Genomic DNA, 13928 nt, shown 5'->3' with positions numbered 1-13928 from the left:
CCGCCCCGGTCGGGTCAGTTGAAGAGCGAGCCGACGCCGCCCTGGACGCGGCCGAGGCCCTGCTTGGCCACCGCGTTGCCGGGCTCGATCTGCGCGGCGCGCTGGTAGCTCTCCACCGCCTCCTTCTTGCGGTTCGACTTCTCGTAGGCGAGGCCGCGATAGGCCCAGGAGGTGGCGTCCTTGTTGTTGACGTTGAGGGCCGCGTTGTAGTCCTCGATCGCCTTGTCGTACTGGTTGGTGGCGATCAGGCTCTGGCCGCGGGCGGCATAGGGCGCCGCCACGAAGGGATTGCGGTCGATGGCGGCGTCGAAATCCGCGATGGCCTGGGTGTTCTGGCCCTGCTTCTGACGGACGAGGCCGCGGGCGTGGTAGGCCTCGGCCGATTCCGGCGCGAGGCGGATCGCCTGGTTGAGGTCGGAGGTCGCGCCCTCGAGGTCGCCCTGGGCGCGCAGCACGTTGGCGCGGCCGATATAGGCCGGGGCGTAGTTCGGATCGGCCGAGATCGACTTCGAGAAGTCCTGCAGCGCGGCGTCGTTGCGGCCGATCTGGCGGTTGGCGAGCGCGCGGTTGTTGTAGGCGGAGGCCGAGTTCGGGTCGATCTGCACCGCCTTGGTGAAGTCGCCGATGGCGTCGTTGAACTGGCCGGCCCTGGCATAGGCCGCGCCGCGGGTGACGTAGGCCGCCGCGTCGTTGGGGTTGCGCTGGATCACGTCGCTGAGCGAGGCGATGTTGACCGTGGTGGCGCCGGTCTGGTCCGATTCGAGCACGGCGAACTGGCGCGACGCGGTGGCGCCGCCGCCATAGGTCTCGCAGCCGGCCAGGGCGGCCGCCACGAGCGCCGTGGCCCCGATCAGCCCCGCCTTCGATGCCCGCAGCTTCAAAACCGTCATGGTCCTCGCTCCCCCCGGCGTCGCGCGCGACGCCGCCCCCGAATCGATTGCGTCCCGTGCCGGCGCCCGCCTGGGCGGGTCCGGTTGCGCCGGCACCATCCCGCATCGCGGTGAACGCGCGCTTAAAATCGGCGACGGGTTCCGCTCAAGCGGTTGGATGTGGCGAAGGTATGGCCCGCCGCACGCACGGGCCCGAAACGGCCGGCGCGGCGGTCGGTTGCCGGGCCCCTGTCGCAATCGGGCCGCGGTTCGGAGGCCCCGTCAGGGCTTCGGCAGCAGCCGGGTGACGTGGCCCATCTTGCGGCCGGGCCGGGCCTCGCCCTTGCCGTAGAGGTGGAGCTGCGCCCCCGGCCGGGCGAGGATCGCGGCCCAGTCCTCGACCTCGCCGCCGATGAGATTGTGCATCTCCACCGCCATGCCGCCGACCCGGGACGCGTCGCCCAGCGGCCAGCCGCAGACCGCCCGGACATGCTGGGCGAATTGCGAGGTGGTCGCGCCCTCGATGGTCCAGTGGCCGGAATTGTGGACGCGCGGCGCGATCTCGTTGACCACGACCCGGGCGGGGCCGTCCGCCTGCGGCACCAGGAACATCTCGACGGCGAGCACGCCGACATAGTCCAGCGCCTCGGCGATGCGGCGCGCGATGCCGATGGCGGCGGCCTCGGTCTGCGGCGCGATGCCGGGGGCGGGGACGCGGGTGACGGCGAGGATGTGGTCGCGGTGCTCGTTGGCGCAGGACTCGTAGGCCGCGAAGGCGCCGTCGGCTCCGCGGGCGGCCACCACCGACACCTCGGCCTCGAACGGCACGAACCCTTCGAGGATGCAGGGCGCGCCGTTGAACTCCGCCAGAATCGCGGCGGGATCGCCCGCGTCCTCCGCGCGGATCATGCGCTGGCCCTTGCCGTCGTAGCCGAAGCGCCGGGTCTTCAGCACCGCCGGGCGGCCGATCTCGGCGAGCGCCCGGGCGAGGTCCTCGGCCGTGTCGACGGCACGGAAGGGCGCGGTCTCGATGCCGAGGTCGTTGACGAAGCGCTTCTCGGTCAGCCGGTCCTGGGTCGTGGCGAGCGCCGCGGCGTTCGGGTGCAGGGGCGCCTTCGCGGCCAGGGCCTCGGCGGCCTCGGCCGGGATGTTCTCGAACTCGTAGGTGACCACGTCGACGCCCGCCGCGAAGCGCGCCAGGGCCTCGACGTCGTCGTAGGCCGCGACGGTCTGTTCGGCCGAGACGTCGAAGGCCGGGCTGTCGGCGTCCGGGGCGAAGACGTGGACCCGCAGGCCGTAATTGGCGGCCGCGAGGGCGATCATGCGGCCGAGCTGGCCGCCGCCCACGATGCCGAGGGTTGCGCCGGGACGGATGTCGGGGAGGGCGGTCACGGTGCTTCGCTTTTCACGACGGATCGGGTTTCACGGGAGATCGCACTTACGCAAGATCACACTTACGGAAGATCGTTCTGGGGGGTCTCGGCGACGCTCTCGGTCTGCGCGGTGCGCCAGGCCTCGAGCCGCGCCGCGAGGGCCGGATCGGTGAGGGCGAGGATGGCGGCGGCCAGCAGCGCGGCGTTGACGGCGCCCGCCCGGCCGATGGCCAGGGTGCCCACCGGGATGCCGGCCGGCATCTGCACGATGGAGAGCAGGCTGTCCCGGCCCGACAGGGCCTTCGATTCCACCGGCACGCCGAGGACGGGCAGGGGGGTCATCGCCGCCGTCATGCCGGGCAGGTGGGCGGCGCCGCCGGCCCCCGCGATCACCACCCGGAATCCCTCCGCCTTGGCGCCCTTGGCGAAGGCCACGAGGCGGTCGGGCGTGCGGTGGGCCGAGACGATGCGGTCGTCATGGGCGACGCCGAGCGCATCCAGCGTCTCGGCGGCATGCCGCATGGTCGCCCAGTCCGACTGGCTGCCCATGATGATCGCGACCGGGGAGGCTCCCGCCATGGTCGTCAGATCCCTTCGCGATCATGTGTTAGGACGGGCCGTGCGACGCGCCGCGGCCCTGAGGAACGCCGAATACAAAAGCGGTGGCCCGCCCGCAAGGCGTGCCCCCGGTTGGGACCCCGGCCGTGCCCCGGCCGCCCGGTCAGGCGATGATGTCGGGGGTGATCTGGTCCTCGAGATACGAGATCCGGTCGCGCAGGGAGAGCTTGCGCTTCTTCAGGCGCTGGATCTGCAGCTGGTCGGCCACCACCCCGAGCTCCAGGGCGTCGATCGCACCGTCGAGGTCGCGATGTTCCTGCTTCAGCCGCGCCAACTCGTCGGCCGGTTCCACCGATGCATCGTTATCGAACTGGACCGCCATCGCACCTGATGTCCCGGGACGCCTTCGCGGCAGACCATGCGACAGCCGCTCGGCCTGGGCAAGAACCCGCCGCGCCTCCTGCACAAACATCCGCCTGCTCAAACATCCGTCAAGCCTGACCGTCGATAGGCTTCGACAGCCGGCTGATCATATGTCAGTCTTGCCCCGTCGAAACGAGACAGGAGACACAGCTCATGTCACTGCAGACGCACCTCACCCAGCTCGCCCGCAAGCACGAAGCCCTCGAGCGGGAAATCCACGACGCCACCCTCCGCCCCTCGGCGAACGATCTGCGAATCGCAGAACTCAAGAGACGCAAGCTCCACCTCAAGGACGAGATGAACCGCCTGCGAAACGAATCCGACCAGCTGCATTAGCGGCCGTTCCGGCCCCACCGTATTGTCTTGAGAGCGTTCGCCGCCGCCGCTGGGTCTCCAGGGCGGCGGTTTTCGTGTTGCCCCGGCCTCGGCCGTGTGGCGAGGCAGTCCGGCGGCGTAAATTCCGGTAAGAGTGCGCAGAAACCGGCAGCACGACCGGTCCCGCAGGATACGCCATGGACGCCACGCCCCACGCCCCAATTTCGTGCTTCGGCCGCTACGCCGAGGTCCACGCGGCCTCCCTGCGCGATCCGGAGGCCTTCTGGCTCGAGGCGGCCCGGGCGATCGACTGGGCGAGCCCGCCCACCCGCGCCTTCGACGGATCGGCCGGCACCTATGGCCGCTGGTTCCCCGACGCCACCCTGAACGCCTGCCACAACGCCGTGGACCGGCATGCCGAGGGTGGCCGCGCCGACCAGGCCGCGATCCTGTACGATTCGCCCGTCACCGGCACGAAGCGGCGAATCACCTACGCGGAGCTGCGCGATTCGGTGGCCGTGCTCGCCGGGGTGCTCCGCGACCTCGGCGTCGGCCGGGGCGACCGGGTCGTGATCTACATGCCGATGGTGCCCGAGGCCCTGTTCGGCATGCTCGCCTGCGCCCGGCTCGGCGCGGTCCATTCCGTGGTGTTCGGGGGCTTCGCCGCCAACGAGCTGGCGATCCGCATCGAGGACGCCGCGCCCAAGGTGGTGCTCGCCGCCTCCTGCGGCATCGAGCCGAGCCGGGTCGTGGCCTACAAGCCGCTCCTCGACGCCGCCCTCGCGGCCTCCGCGCACAAGCCGGCGGCCTGCCTGATCCTGCAGCGCCCGCAGGCCGCGGCCGACCTCGTGCCGGGGCGCGACCACGACTGGGCCGACACGGTGACGCGGGCGGCCGCCGGGGGCCGCCAGGCCGAATGCGTGAGCGTGGCGGCCACCGATCCGCTCTACATCCTCTACACCTCGGGCACGACGGGGAAGCCCAAGGGCGTGGTGCGCGACACCGGCGGCTACTGCGTGGCGCTGACCTGGTCGATGCCCAACCTCTACGACGTGGAGCCGGGCGAGACCTATTTCTGCGCCTCCGACATCGGCTGGGTGGTGGGCCATTCCTACATCGTCTACGCGCCGCTCCTGCACGGCTGCACCACGGTGCTCTACGAGGGCAAGCCGGTGGGCACGCCCGATGCCGGGGCGCTCTGGCGGGTGGTCTCGGAAACCGGCGCCGCCTGCCTGTTCACGGCGCCGACGGCGCTCCGCGCCATCAAGAAGGAGGACCCGCGGGCCGAGCGGGTCGGCGCCTACGACCTTTCGGGCTTCCGCTCCCTGTTCCTGGCCGGCGAGCGGGCCGATCCCGATTCGGTGGCCTGGGCCGAGCGGGCCCTCGGCCGGCCGGTCATCGACCATTGGTGGCAGACCGAGACCGGCTGGGCCATCGCGGGCAATCCGGTCGGCATCGGCCAGCTGCCGGTCAAGCACGGCAGCGCCTGCGTGCCGATGCCGGGCTACGACCTCGCCGTGCTCGACGAGGCCGGCAAGCCGGTGCCCGCCGGCACGATGGGCACCATCGCCCTGCGGCTGCCCCTGCCGCCGGGCTGCCTGCCGACCCTCTGGGGCTCGCAGGACCGCTTCCGGTCGAGCTACCTCGCCACCTATCCGGGCTGGTACGACACCTCGGATGCCGGCATCGTCGACGCCGACGGCTACGTCACCGTGCTCGGCCGCACCGACGACATCATCAACGTGGCCGGGCACCGGCTCTCCACCGGCGGCATGGAGGCGGTGCTGGCGAGCCACCCGGACGTGGCCGAATGCGCGGTCATCGGCATCCGCGACGCCCTGAAGGGCGAGCAGCCCTGCGGCTTCGTGGTGCTGAAATCGGGGGTGGAGCGCCCGACCCAGGCGATCGAGGGCGAACTCGTGGCCCTGGTCCGCGAGCAGATCGGACCCGTGGCGGCCTTCAAGCTGGCGCTGACCGTGCAGCGCCTGCCCAAGACCCGATCGGGCAAGATCCTGCGCGGGACCATGAAGCGCATCGCCGACGGCGAGCCCTGGACCACACCGCCCACCATCGACGATGCCGGCGTCCTCGACGAGATCGGCGCCAGCCTCAAGGATCGCGGGATCGGCGTCGCCTGAGGGCGGCGGGTCGCCAGAGGACGGGTAGCCAGAGAATGGGTAGCCAAGCGCGCGCCGGCGCGCCACCTATGCGGGGATGCCGCCAAGCCGGAGCCCCGCATGACCGCCCGCCTGTTCGAGCCCCTGCGCCTCGACGACCTCACCCTGGAGAACCGGATCATCGTCGCGCCGATGTGCCAGTACTCGGCCCATGCGGGCCAGGCCGGCGACTGGCACCTCATGCATCTCGGGCAGATGGCGATGTCGGGGGCGGGGCTCCTGACCCTGGAGGCGACCGCGATCTCGCCGGAGGCGCGGATCTCGCCCACCGACCTCGGGCTCTACTCGGACGAGACCGAGCTGGCGCTGGGCCGGGTCCTCGACGCGGTGCGGGCCTACGCGCCGGTGCCGATCGCGATCCAGATCAACCATGCGGGCCGGAAGGCCTCGAGCCGCGCCCCCTGGGACGGCGGCGCCCAGATCGATCCGGAAGCGCCGGACGGCTGGCGCACGGAGGCGCCCTCGGCGCTGGCGCACGGGGAGGGCGAGGCGGCGCCCCACGCCCTCGACTCGGAGGGGCTGAAGCGCATCCGCGACGGCTTCGTCGCCACCGCGCGCCGGGCGCTCGCCCTGGGCATCGACGGGTTCGAGCTGCACGGCGCGCACGGCTACCTGCTGCACCAGTTCCTCTCCCCCCTCTCCAACCAGCGCACCGACCAGTATGGCGGCACGCTCGCCAACCGGATGCGCTTCCCGCTGGAATGCTTCGAGGCGGTGCGGGAGGCCGTGCCGGCGGGCAAGCCCGTCTGGATGCGGGTCTCGGCCACCGACTGGGTCGAGGGGGGCTGGACCCTGGAGGAGACGGTCGAACTCGCCCATGCCCTGAAGCGCCGGGGCGCGGCCGCGATCCACGTCTCCACCGGCGGCCTCTCCACCCGGCAGACGATCCCGCTCTCGGCCGGCTACCAGGTGCCGTTCGCCGAGCGGATCAAGGCCGAGACCGGGCTCACCACCATCGCGGTCGGTCTCATCACCGAGGCCGCCCACGCGGAATCGATCCTGGCCCAGGGCCAGGCCGACGCCGTCTCCCTGGCGCGCGCCCTGCTCTACGATCCCCGCTGGCCCTGGCACGCGGCGGCCGAACTCGGCGCGCAGGTGCGCGCACCCCGCCAGTACTGGCGTTCGCAGCCGCGCCAGTTCAAGGACCTCTTCACCGACACCCGGCACGGGCAGCGCTGAGGGGGCCCGACGCACCCGGGCACCGACCGCCCCCCATCAGAGCCCCCCGCCGCGGCGGGCGCTACGCGAGAGATACGCAGCATGGACGACGACGACGTCACGACCTTCGCGGTGGAGCGGGTCCGCCTCGACATCGAGAACGGCATCACCCTGATCTCGGGCGCCGACGACGAGGAGGAGCCGGCCGGCTACTTCATCATCCAGATCGAGAAGGGCGATCCCGACGGACCGCTGATCGAGGTCTTCGGCGAGGACCTGACCCAGTCGGACGGCGTCACCCGGCTCGAACTCGGCCTGCGCCACCTGCAGTTCACCTTCGACCCGGGCAGCACCATCGGGTCCGAGATGCCCTCGGTGCGGATCGAGTCGCGCACGGAGATCCCCGAGGGCGTGCGTGCCCGCCTGTCCGTGGCCTTCGGCAAGCGGGCGAAGCGGGCATGACGACCGGAGGCCCACGCGCGACGCGGGCCTGACACCGACCATCGGCGAGGCGAAGATGCAATCCATGGGGATCAAGGTCGGCGACTTCGTCGCATCCGACGACAACGAGGCCACCATGACGGTGGTGGCCCTGGAGGGGGACCGGGCGCTCTGCCGCTGGTTCGTCGACGGCGACGTCGACGGCGACGAGCAGGAAGCCTGGATCGACCTGGCGGCGCTGACCGTTCTCTAAAGCCGTGTCTTCCCGCGAGCCGACATCCACCTCGCTGGACGATGCTCCGGTCGGAGCGGGGCAGGGAGCCGGAGGGCAGATGTCCGAGATCGAGGAGAAGCGGCGCGAGATCGCCGCGCTGATCGCGCTGGAACTCGGCCTCGGCGACCTCGAAGGCCTCGGCGAGGCCGACCGGGCCGCCGTGGACCGGCAGACCGCCGAAACCATCGCGGGCTCCGAGGCGGACGAGCCCGGAGCCGCCGATGCCGGCGAGGCCAATATCCGCCTGCGCGGCCTGCTCCGGCAGTACCGTGACCTGCAGATCCTCCGGAGTGACGAGGCCGATGCCCGCCTGGCGGAGGAGGGCGAGGTGTTCGGCCGCGAGGACGACGCCTGAGCGGACGCGCGCCCTCAGAGCGTTTGCAAGCGGGGTGCAAGCGGGGTGAATGTCGGCTCGCGTGAAGACCATGCAGCCCCGCAGTCGGATCGAGCAATTTCGGTGATCCAGGGATCACCGAAATTTCTCTAGCGCGTCACCGCCCCGACCATCGGGCCGAGGGGCCGGCTGAGGTCCGAGCGGTTCATCGACGGGGCGTAGAGGCTCGACACGCTGCCGTCGAGGAAGAGCGCGTTGCGGCAGCCGAGGGTGTCCTTGAACAGGCGCGCGAAGGCGCCGAAGCTGACCGGGCGCTCGGAGATCGCGAACACGGCGGTGCGGCCGTCGTCGCGGACCCCGACGCCGTTGCGGATCTTCTGGCTCGGGCCGTCGGCGGAGATCTTGGGGTGGATGTGACCGTCCACCACCAGCATCGGCCCCGACTGGGTGGCGAAGTCCGGCTTCGGGGCGCTGCGCAGGTAGCGCCCGGTCTCCATCACGCCGGCGCGCTCGCCCTTCACCCAGAAGATGCCGTTGGGCTTGAGGTGGAAGTTGCCCGGCCCGTTGGCGGTGGAGACGCCCTTCAGCTCGCGCCCGTCCTCGATGTAGAGCCCGACCGGGGCCTGGCCCTTGTCGTACATGCCGGCGTTCATGGCGAAGCGCAGGGCGGCCCCCTGCTTCTCGGCCAGGGACGAGAGGGACGAGTAGGGCAGGCCGTCGGCGCCCAGCCAGAACAGGCGCACCCGCTCGCGGCGCAGGTCGACGGTGCAGACCGTGTAGGCCTCGCCCTCCGCCTGGATGGCGCGGCAGGGCGCCGGGGCAGGGGCGGGCGCCGCCGCGGCCGCTCCGCCGAGGGCGAGGGCGAGACAGGCGGCGCGCAGGAGAGCGGGGACCGGAGAACGGCTCACGCGTAGGCGAGCCCGCACGACATCCTGCACCATGATCACCCGCATCGCCCTCGACCGCGCCCGCCGGAGGATCGTGGCGGCCGGCACCGCTTCCTCGCCCGAAACCCCGGGCGATTTCAAGGGCGGGCGCCGCCCGGGGCCGGGCGCGCGGCGCTTCACGATGACGGGAGAGGCAAAACGCGCATGAACCCTTCCGGGTGCCCAGGCGTTCAGCGCTCAAGGGGACGTTTCGGCTTCTTTCGGAGACGATGTGATGAAACGAGTTGTTCTGGCCTCCGTGGCCATGATCGGCGCGCTCGCGATGATTCCCGCTACCGCGGAAGCCCGCGGCGGCTTCGGCGGCGGCGGCTTCCACGGTGGTGGGTTCCACGGCGGCGGCTTCGGCGGCGGCGGATTCCGGGGTGGCTTCGGCGGTGGTGGCTTCCGCGGCGGCTTCGGCGGCGGCGGCTTCCGCAATGCCGGGTTCGGCGGATACCGCGGCGGCTTCGGTGGCTATCGCGGCGGCTTCGGCGGCTACCGCGGCGGGTATTACGGCCGCGGCTACGGGCGAGGCTACGGCTACGGCCTCGGCGGCCTGGGTCTCGGCGTCGGCCTCGGCCTGGCGGCGGGCGGCCTCTACGGCGCCTACGGCCCGGGCTACGGCTACGGCTACGGCTATGCCCCGGTCGGCTACGGCGCCTACGATTACGGCTATGGCGGCGGCTGCTACACGGTCCCGCGCGTGCGCTGGACGCCCTACGGCTACCGCCGGGTGCTGGTCGAGCGCTGCTACTGATCGGCTCGACCGATCCGGTTTCGAGGGGCCGCCGCGTGCGGCCCCTTTTTCGTTGGCCCCTGTCCCGGGCCTCAGCGGCGGCGCTCGTCCCGGCGCATCGGCATCGCGTCGATGGTCTCGAACAGGGCCCGCGCGGGGATCGGCGCGGTCTCGGTGCGCTTGGCCTCGCCGTCCTTGCCCACCAGCACCACGCGAAAGCCGTCCGCGGGCAGGCCGAGGGCCGCGCGCAGGCGCCGCGCCTCCGGCGTATCGCCGAAGGCCTCTCGGACGACGAGGTCGCGCTCCGTCAGGCCGGCGCGGGCCCGATCGAGTTCGGCGCGCTGGGCCGTCACCCGCGGGTCGCCGTGCGCGGGTGCGGAGATCACCAGCACCCGCGACGTCCAGCGGTCGCGCGCGAGCGGATTCTCCGCCGCCTGGGCTCCGGTGACGCCGAGCAGCATCGCCCCGAGCATCCGCCATCCGCGTGCCATCCTCCGAACCTCCCCGATTGTCCTCGCCCCGGGACAACGCCCGTGGGGGCACCCCGGACCCGTCGCCGGGCCCGCGCGGAATTGTCATCGCCCGTCGCCGTCCCATCTGTCGGGGGATCTCCCGACCGGGCCCGTCCGCCGCGCGCCCGTCGCACAGCGCGAAACCCGCCGCGATAACCCTGGAGCCGCCCATGACCCATGTGAACCGCCGCATCGTTCTCGCCGCCCGTCCGCACGGTGAGCCGAACGCCTCGCATTTCCGGCTGGAGGAGTCGCGGATGCCGATGGCGAAGGCGGGCGAGGTGCTGCTCGCCAACCGCTACCTCTCCCTCGACCCCTACATGCGCGGGCGCATGAGCGCGGCGAAATCCTATGCCGAGCCGGTGGCGATCGGCGACACCATGGTGGGCGCCACCGTGGCGGAGGTGGTCGAGTCCCACCATCCCGATTTTCAGGCCGGCGAGACCGTGGTGGGCTTCGGCGGCTGGCAGGATTTCGCGGTCTCCGACGGCCGCGGCCTGCGCCGCCTCGACCCGGAGGCGGCGCCCGTGACCACCGCCCTCGGCATCCTCGGCATGCCGGGCATGACGGCCTATACGGGCCTTCTCAACATCGGCCAGCCCAAGGCCGGCGAGACCGTGGTGGTGGCCGCCGCCACCGGGCCGGTCGGCTCCCTCGTGGGCCAGATCGCCAAGCGCAAGGGCGCCCGGGCGGTGGGCATCGCGGGCGGCCCGGAGAAATGCGCCTTCCTGCGCGACAGCCTCGGCTTCGACGCGGCCATCGACCACCGCGCCGAGGACTTTCCGGACGCGCTCGCGGCCGCCTGCCCGGACGGGATCGACGTCTATTTCGAGAATGTCGGCGGCGCGGTCTTCGATGCGGTGCTGCCGCTCCTCAACAACTTCGCCCGGATCCCGGTCTGCGGCCTGGTCTCCGGCTACAACGCCACCGAGCTGCCGCCCGGCCCCGACCGGGTGCCGGTGCTGATGCGGGCGATCCTGTCGAAGCGCCTGCATGTCCAGGGCTTCATCGTCTGGGACTTCGCCGCCCAGGAGGCGGAGTTCCTGCGCGAGGTCGGGGGATGGCTGCGCGAGGGCCTCGTGGTCCATCGCGAGGACGTCGTGGACGGTCTGGAAAACGCGCCGGAGGCCTTCGCGGGCCTGCTCCGGGGCCGCAATTTCGGCAAGCTCATCGTCCGCATTCGCTGAGCGGCGAGCCGGGCGCCCGATCGAGGGCACCTTGCTCCCGAACCGGAACAAAGGTAGAACCTGCGAGTCGCCGCGACTCCCTGAGAGTCACGGGGACAGCCCGTCGACCGCGATTGCCGCCGGGGCCCTGGAGGCCCATGACAGGGCGGCGTCCCGGTCGTTTCGGGGCCGCAGCGCGCAGTGAGATCGATCGGTAGGAGAGAGCGGCATGGCCGGCAGCGTGAACAAGGTGATCCTGGTGGGCAATCTCGGGCGCGATCCCGAGACACGGCGCCTCGCCTCCGGGGATCCCGTGGTCAACCTGCGCATCGCCACATCGGAGTCCTGGAAGGACAAGATGTCGGGCGAGCGCAAGGAGAAGACCGAGTGGCACTCGGTGGTGATCTACAACGAGAACCTCGCCCGCGTGGCGGAGCAGTACCTGCGCAAGGGCTCGAAGGTCTATATTGAGGGCCAGCTCCAGACCCGCAAATGGGCGGACCAGTCCGGCGTCGAGAAGTACACCACCGAGGTGGTGCTCCAGCGCTTCCGCGGCGAGCTGACCCTGCTCGACGGCCGCAGCGGCGGCGGTGAGATGGGCATGGACGAGGAAGGCGGCGGCCAGATCAGCCGGGGCGGCGATTTCGGCGGTGGTGGCGGGCGCGGCGGCGACCGCGGCGGGGATTACGGCGGCGGCGGTGGCCGCGCCTCCGGCGGTGGCGGCGAGCGCCGACCGGCCTCGGGCGGCGGCGGCGGCGGGTCCAAGCCGAACTTCGACCTCGACGACGACATCCCGTTCTAGGGCCGGCCCGCGCGCCGACGGCCCCGGCAGACGGCGTTTTCCGGGGCTCGTCGGCGTCGGCCGGGGATCATTTCCCCGGCTCATTCGTCTCCTGTGAAGGCCAAGCTCGCCGTGCCATCCCGCGCGGGGGCTCCGGCCGGGCAGGCAGAGGTATCCCGTGAGCATCGGACTGATCGCACTCCTCGATGACGTCGCGGGCCTCGCCAAGGTGGCGGCGGCCTCCCTCGACGACGTCGCGGCCCAGGCGGGCCGCGCCGGCGTGAAGGCGGCCGGCGTCGTCATCGACGATGCCGCCGTGACACCGCGCTACGTGGTGGGCTTCGCCGCCGAGCGCGAGTTGCCCATCGTCGGGCGCATCGCGCTCGGCTCACTGCGCAACAAGCTGCTGTTCCTGCTGCCCGCCGCCCTGGCGCTCGGCGCCTTCGCCCCCTGGGCCATCACGCCCCTGCTGATGCTCGGCGGTGCCTATCTCTGCTACGAGGGCAGCGAGAAGGTCTACGAGGCGCTGGTCCCGCACGAGGCCCACGCCCACGAGGCGAAGCGCGACGCGTCCGCCGGGGACGCCCGGGCCCTGGAGGACCAGAAGGTCTCCAGCGCGATCAAGACGGATTTCATCCTCTCGGCCGAGATCATGGCCATCACCCTGGCGGCCCTGCCCGAGGGCTCGGTCTGGATGAAGACCGCCGTCCTCGCCGTAGTGGCGGTGGGCATCACGGTGGCGGTCTATGGCGGCGTCGCCCTGATCGTGAAGGCCGACGATGCCGGGGTCGCCATGGCGGCCAACACCGCGCGGTCGGCCTTCGGCGGCCTCGTGCGTGCCATCGGCCGCGGCCTCGTCAAGGGCATGCCGGGCTTCCTCAAGATCCTCGCCATCGTCGGCACCGCCGCGATGGTCTGGGTGGGCGGCGGCATCCTGGTGCACGGGCTGGAGAGCTACGGCCTGCCCCAGATCGGCCACGCCATCCACGCCGCCGCGGCGGGGGCGGCGGGCCTCGCCGGTCCGCTCGCCGGAACGGTGGAATGGCTGGTCACGGCCGCGGGCTCCGGCCTCGTCGGCCTCGCGGTCGGCGCGGCCCTGATCCCGGTGACGAGCTTCGTCCTGGCCCCGGCCTGGAACGGCATCGCCCGCCTGCGGACGAAGGCCGCCTGAGCGTCAGCGGGCGCCGCGCAGCTGGGCGAGGTGCCGGATGGCGAGTTCGTAGCCGTGGGTGCCGAAGCCGGCCATCACCGCGGTGGCGGCGAGCGACACGTAGGACTGATGGCGAAAGGCCTCGCGCCGGTGCACGTTCGAGATGTGGCACTCGATCACCGGCACCTCGCAGGCCTTGAGCGCGTCCAGGATCGCGACCGAGGTGTGGGTGTAGGCGCCGGCATTGATCACGATGCCGGCCGACCCGACCCGGTAGGCCTGGATCCAGTCGATGAGCTGGTGCTCCGCATTGCTCTGGTGGAAGGCGACGGCGAGGCCGAAGCCGGCGGCCAGGGACCGGCAGCGGGCCTCGACGTCCGCAAGCGTCTCGTGGCCGTAGATGTGCGGCTCGCGCAGGCCGAGCAGGTTCAGGTTCGGGCCGTTCAGAATCAGGATCGTGTCGGTCATGGCATCCCGTCATAAGGCCGCGGGGCGGAGCCGGAAAGGGTCCTGGCGCGCCTGACGCGGGGACGCCTTGCGGTCTTCGCCATTGCCGGCCATGCCGGGCGGGAAGGGGCCGCGACAGACGCCCCCGCAGGAGGAGATTCCATGAACGCGCCCGTCGTCATCGCCGTCGCGATCACCGGCTCGGTGCCGCGCAAGTCCGACAATCCCGCGCTGCCGGTCACGGTGGCCGAGCAGATCGCCTCGACGCGGGCCGCCTACGAGGCCGGG

The 13928-nt window shown here is 71.9% G+C and carries 19 protein-coding genes (1 of these 19 running past the window's edge); 12 read left to right on the top strand and 7 right to left on the bottom strand.

What is annotated here, in order from left to right; translation table 11 throughout:
- Nucleotides 1–14: 14 nt before the first annotated feature.
- From ACXJY8_RS09725 to ACXJY8_RS09710, 4 genes are all read right to left on the bottom strand, one after another.
- Nucleotides 15–890, bottom strand: a complete 876-nt coding sequence (locus ACXJY8_RS09725) for a tetratricopeptide repeat protein (RefSeq protein ID WP_055949958.1) — start codon at nucleotides 888–890, stop codon at nucleotides 15–17.
- 261 nt (nucleotides 891–1151) lie between these two features.
- Nucleotides 1152–2261, bottom strand: coding sequence for a 5-(carboxyamino)imidazole ribonucleotide synthase (locus ACXJY8_RS09720; RefSeq protein ID WP_463779326.1), 1110 nt, complete (start codon nucleotides 2259–2261; stop codon nucleotides 1152–1154).
- A 62-nt stretch (nucleotides 2262–2323) separates the two neighbouring features.
- Entirely contained in the window at nucleotides 2324–2821 is a 498-nt protein-coding gene (gene purE / locus ACXJY8_RS09715; protein ID WP_463779324.1) for a 5-(carboxyamino)imidazole ribonucleotide mutase, read from the bottom strand.
- Nucleotides 2822–2963: 142 nt separating this feature from the next.
- A complete protein-coding gene (locus ACXJY8_RS09710) occupies nucleotides 2964–3182 on the bottom strand; it encodes a YdcH family protein (protein ID WP_238281906.1) in 219 nt (72 codons plus the stop codon).
- A 194-nt stretch (nucleotides 3183–3376) separates the two neighbouring features.
- On the opposite strand from ACXJY8_RS09710, the gene ACXJY8_RS09705 reads away from it, so the two are divergent.
- From ACXJY8_RS09705 to ACXJY8_RS09680, 6 genes are all read left to right on the top strand, one after another.
- Entirely contained in the window at nucleotides 3377–3559 is a 183-nt protein-coding gene (locus tag ACXJY8_RS09705) for a YdcH family protein (protein ID WP_463779321.1), read from the top strand.
- A gap of 176 nt (nucleotides 3560–3735) precedes the next feature.
- Complete coding sequence (locus ACXJY8_RS09700) at nucleotides 3736–5676, top strand: propionyl-CoA synthetase (RefSeq protein ID WP_463779318.1); 1941 nt, start codon at nucleotides 3736–3738, stop codon at nucleotides 5674–5676.
- 99 nt (nucleotides 5677–5775) lie between these two features.
- On the top strand, nucleotides 5776–6894 hold the full coding sequence (locus ACXJY8_RS09695) for an NADH:flavin oxidoreductase/NADH oxidase (protein WP_463779315.1): 1119 nt from the start codon (nucleotides 5776–5778) through the stop codon (nucleotides 6892–6894).
- 81 nt (nucleotides 6895–6975) lie between these two features.
- Complete coding sequence (locus ACXJY8_RS09690; protein WP_463779312.1) at nucleotides 6976–7335, top strand: hypothetical protein; 360 nt, start codon at nucleotides 6976–6978, stop codon at nucleotides 7333–7335.
- Between the two features lie 64 nt (nucleotides 7336–7399).
- Nucleotides 7400–7567 carry a hypothetical protein gene (locus tag ACXJY8_RS09685; protein ID WP_463779310.1) on the top strand — a complete coding sequence of 56 codons (168 nt, stop codon included), beginning with the start codon at nucleotides 7400–7402 and terminating at the stop codon, nucleotides 7565–7567.
- A 79-nt stretch (nucleotides 7568–7646) separates the two neighbouring features.
- Entirely contained in the window at nucleotides 7647–7943 is a 297-nt protein-coding gene (locus ACXJY8_RS09680; RefSeq protein WP_463779307.1) for a hypothetical protein, read from the top strand.
- 128 nt (nucleotides 7944–8071) lie between these two features.
- Here ACXJY8_RS09680 and ACXJY8_RS09675 read toward each other — a convergent pair whose 3' ends face one another.
- Nucleotides 8072–8863 carry a phosphodiester glycosidase family protein gene (locus tag ACXJY8_RS09675; RefSeq protein ID WP_463779304.1) on the bottom strand — a complete coding sequence of 264 codons (792 nt, stop codon included), beginning with the start codon at nucleotides 8861–8863 and terminating at the stop codon, nucleotides 8072–8074.
- Between ACXJY8_RS09675 and ACXJY8_RS09670 the strand changes: the two genes are divergently transcribed.
- Entirely contained in the window at nucleotides 8862–9017 is a 156-nt protein-coding gene (locus ACXJY8_RS09670) for a hypothetical protein (protein WP_463779301.1), read from the top strand. The two genes, ACXJY8_RS09675 and ACXJY8_RS09670, sit on opposite strands and share 2 nt — an antisense overlap.
- A gap of 66 nt (nucleotides 9018–9083) precedes the next feature.
- Nucleotides 9084–9605: a hypothetical protein gene (locus tag ACXJY8_RS09665; protein WP_463779298.1), complete on the top strand. Its 522-nt coding sequence runs from the start codon at nucleotides 9084–9086 to the stop codon at nucleotides 9603–9605.
- A gap of 71 nt (nucleotides 9606–9676) precedes the next feature.
- Here the strand turns inward: ACXJY8_RS09665 and ACXJY8_RS09660 are convergent, their stop codons facing one another.
- Nucleotides 9677–10075 (bottom strand): DUF4174 domain-containing protein, encoded by a 399-nt coding sequence (locus ACXJY8_RS09660; protein ID WP_463779295.1) that lies wholly within the window; start codon nucleotides 10073–10075, stop codon nucleotides 9677–9679.
- Between the two features lie 191 nt (nucleotides 10076–10266).
- Between ACXJY8_RS09660 and curA the strand changes: the two genes are divergently transcribed.
- The 3 genes from curA (at nucleotide 10267) to ACXJY8_RS09645 (ending at nucleotide 13214) form a co-directional block, all read left to right on the top strand.
- Nucleotides 10267–11283: an NADPH-dependent curcumin/dihydrocurcumin reductase gene (curA, locus tag ACXJY8_RS09655; RefSeq protein ID WP_463779291.1), complete on the top strand. Its 1017-nt coding sequence runs from the start codon at nucleotides 10267–10269 to the stop codon at nucleotides 11281–11283.
- A 208-nt stretch (nucleotides 11284–11491) separates the two neighbouring features.
- Nucleotides 11492–12064 carry a single-stranded DNA-binding protein gene (ssb, locus tag ACXJY8_RS09650; protein WP_463779288.1) on the top strand — a complete coding sequence of 191 codons (573 nt, stop codon included), beginning with the start codon at nucleotides 11492–11494 and terminating at the stop codon, nucleotides 12062–12064.
- A 157-nt stretch (nucleotides 12065–12221) separates the two neighbouring features.
- Nucleotides 12222–13214 (top strand): DUF808 domain-containing protein, encoded by a 993-nt coding sequence (locus tag ACXJY8_RS09645; protein WP_463779284.1) that lies wholly within the window; start codon nucleotides 12222–12224, stop codon nucleotides 13212–13214.
- Between the two features lie 3 nt (nucleotides 13215–13217).
- Here the strand turns inward: ACXJY8_RS09645 and aroQ are convergent, their stop codons facing one another.
- Nucleotides 13218–13661 carry a type II 3-dehydroquinate dehydratase gene (gene aroQ / locus ACXJY8_RS09640; RefSeq protein WP_463779281.1) on the bottom strand — a complete coding sequence of 148 codons (444 nt, stop codon included), beginning with the start codon at nucleotides 13659–13661 and terminating at the stop codon, nucleotides 13218–13220.
- A gap of 141 nt (nucleotides 13662–13802) precedes the next feature.
- Here aroQ and ACXJY8_RS09635 point away from each other — a divergent pair, with 141 nt between their 5' ends.
- On the top strand, nucleotides 13803–13928 hold the beginning of the coding sequence (locus ACXJY8_RS09635; protein ID WP_463779277.1) for a 3-oxoadipate:acetyl-CoA acetyltransferase. It continues 708 nt past the right edge of the window; the window shows 126 of its 834 coding nt (coding positions 1–126); its start codon is at nucleotides 13803–13805; the stop codon falls past the right edge of the window.

This window comes from Methylobacterium sp. TK31, from assembly GCF_055361545.1.
The sequence above is the reverse complement of the archived record's forward strand: the minus strand, read 5'-3'. Positions and strand labels throughout refer to the sequence as shown.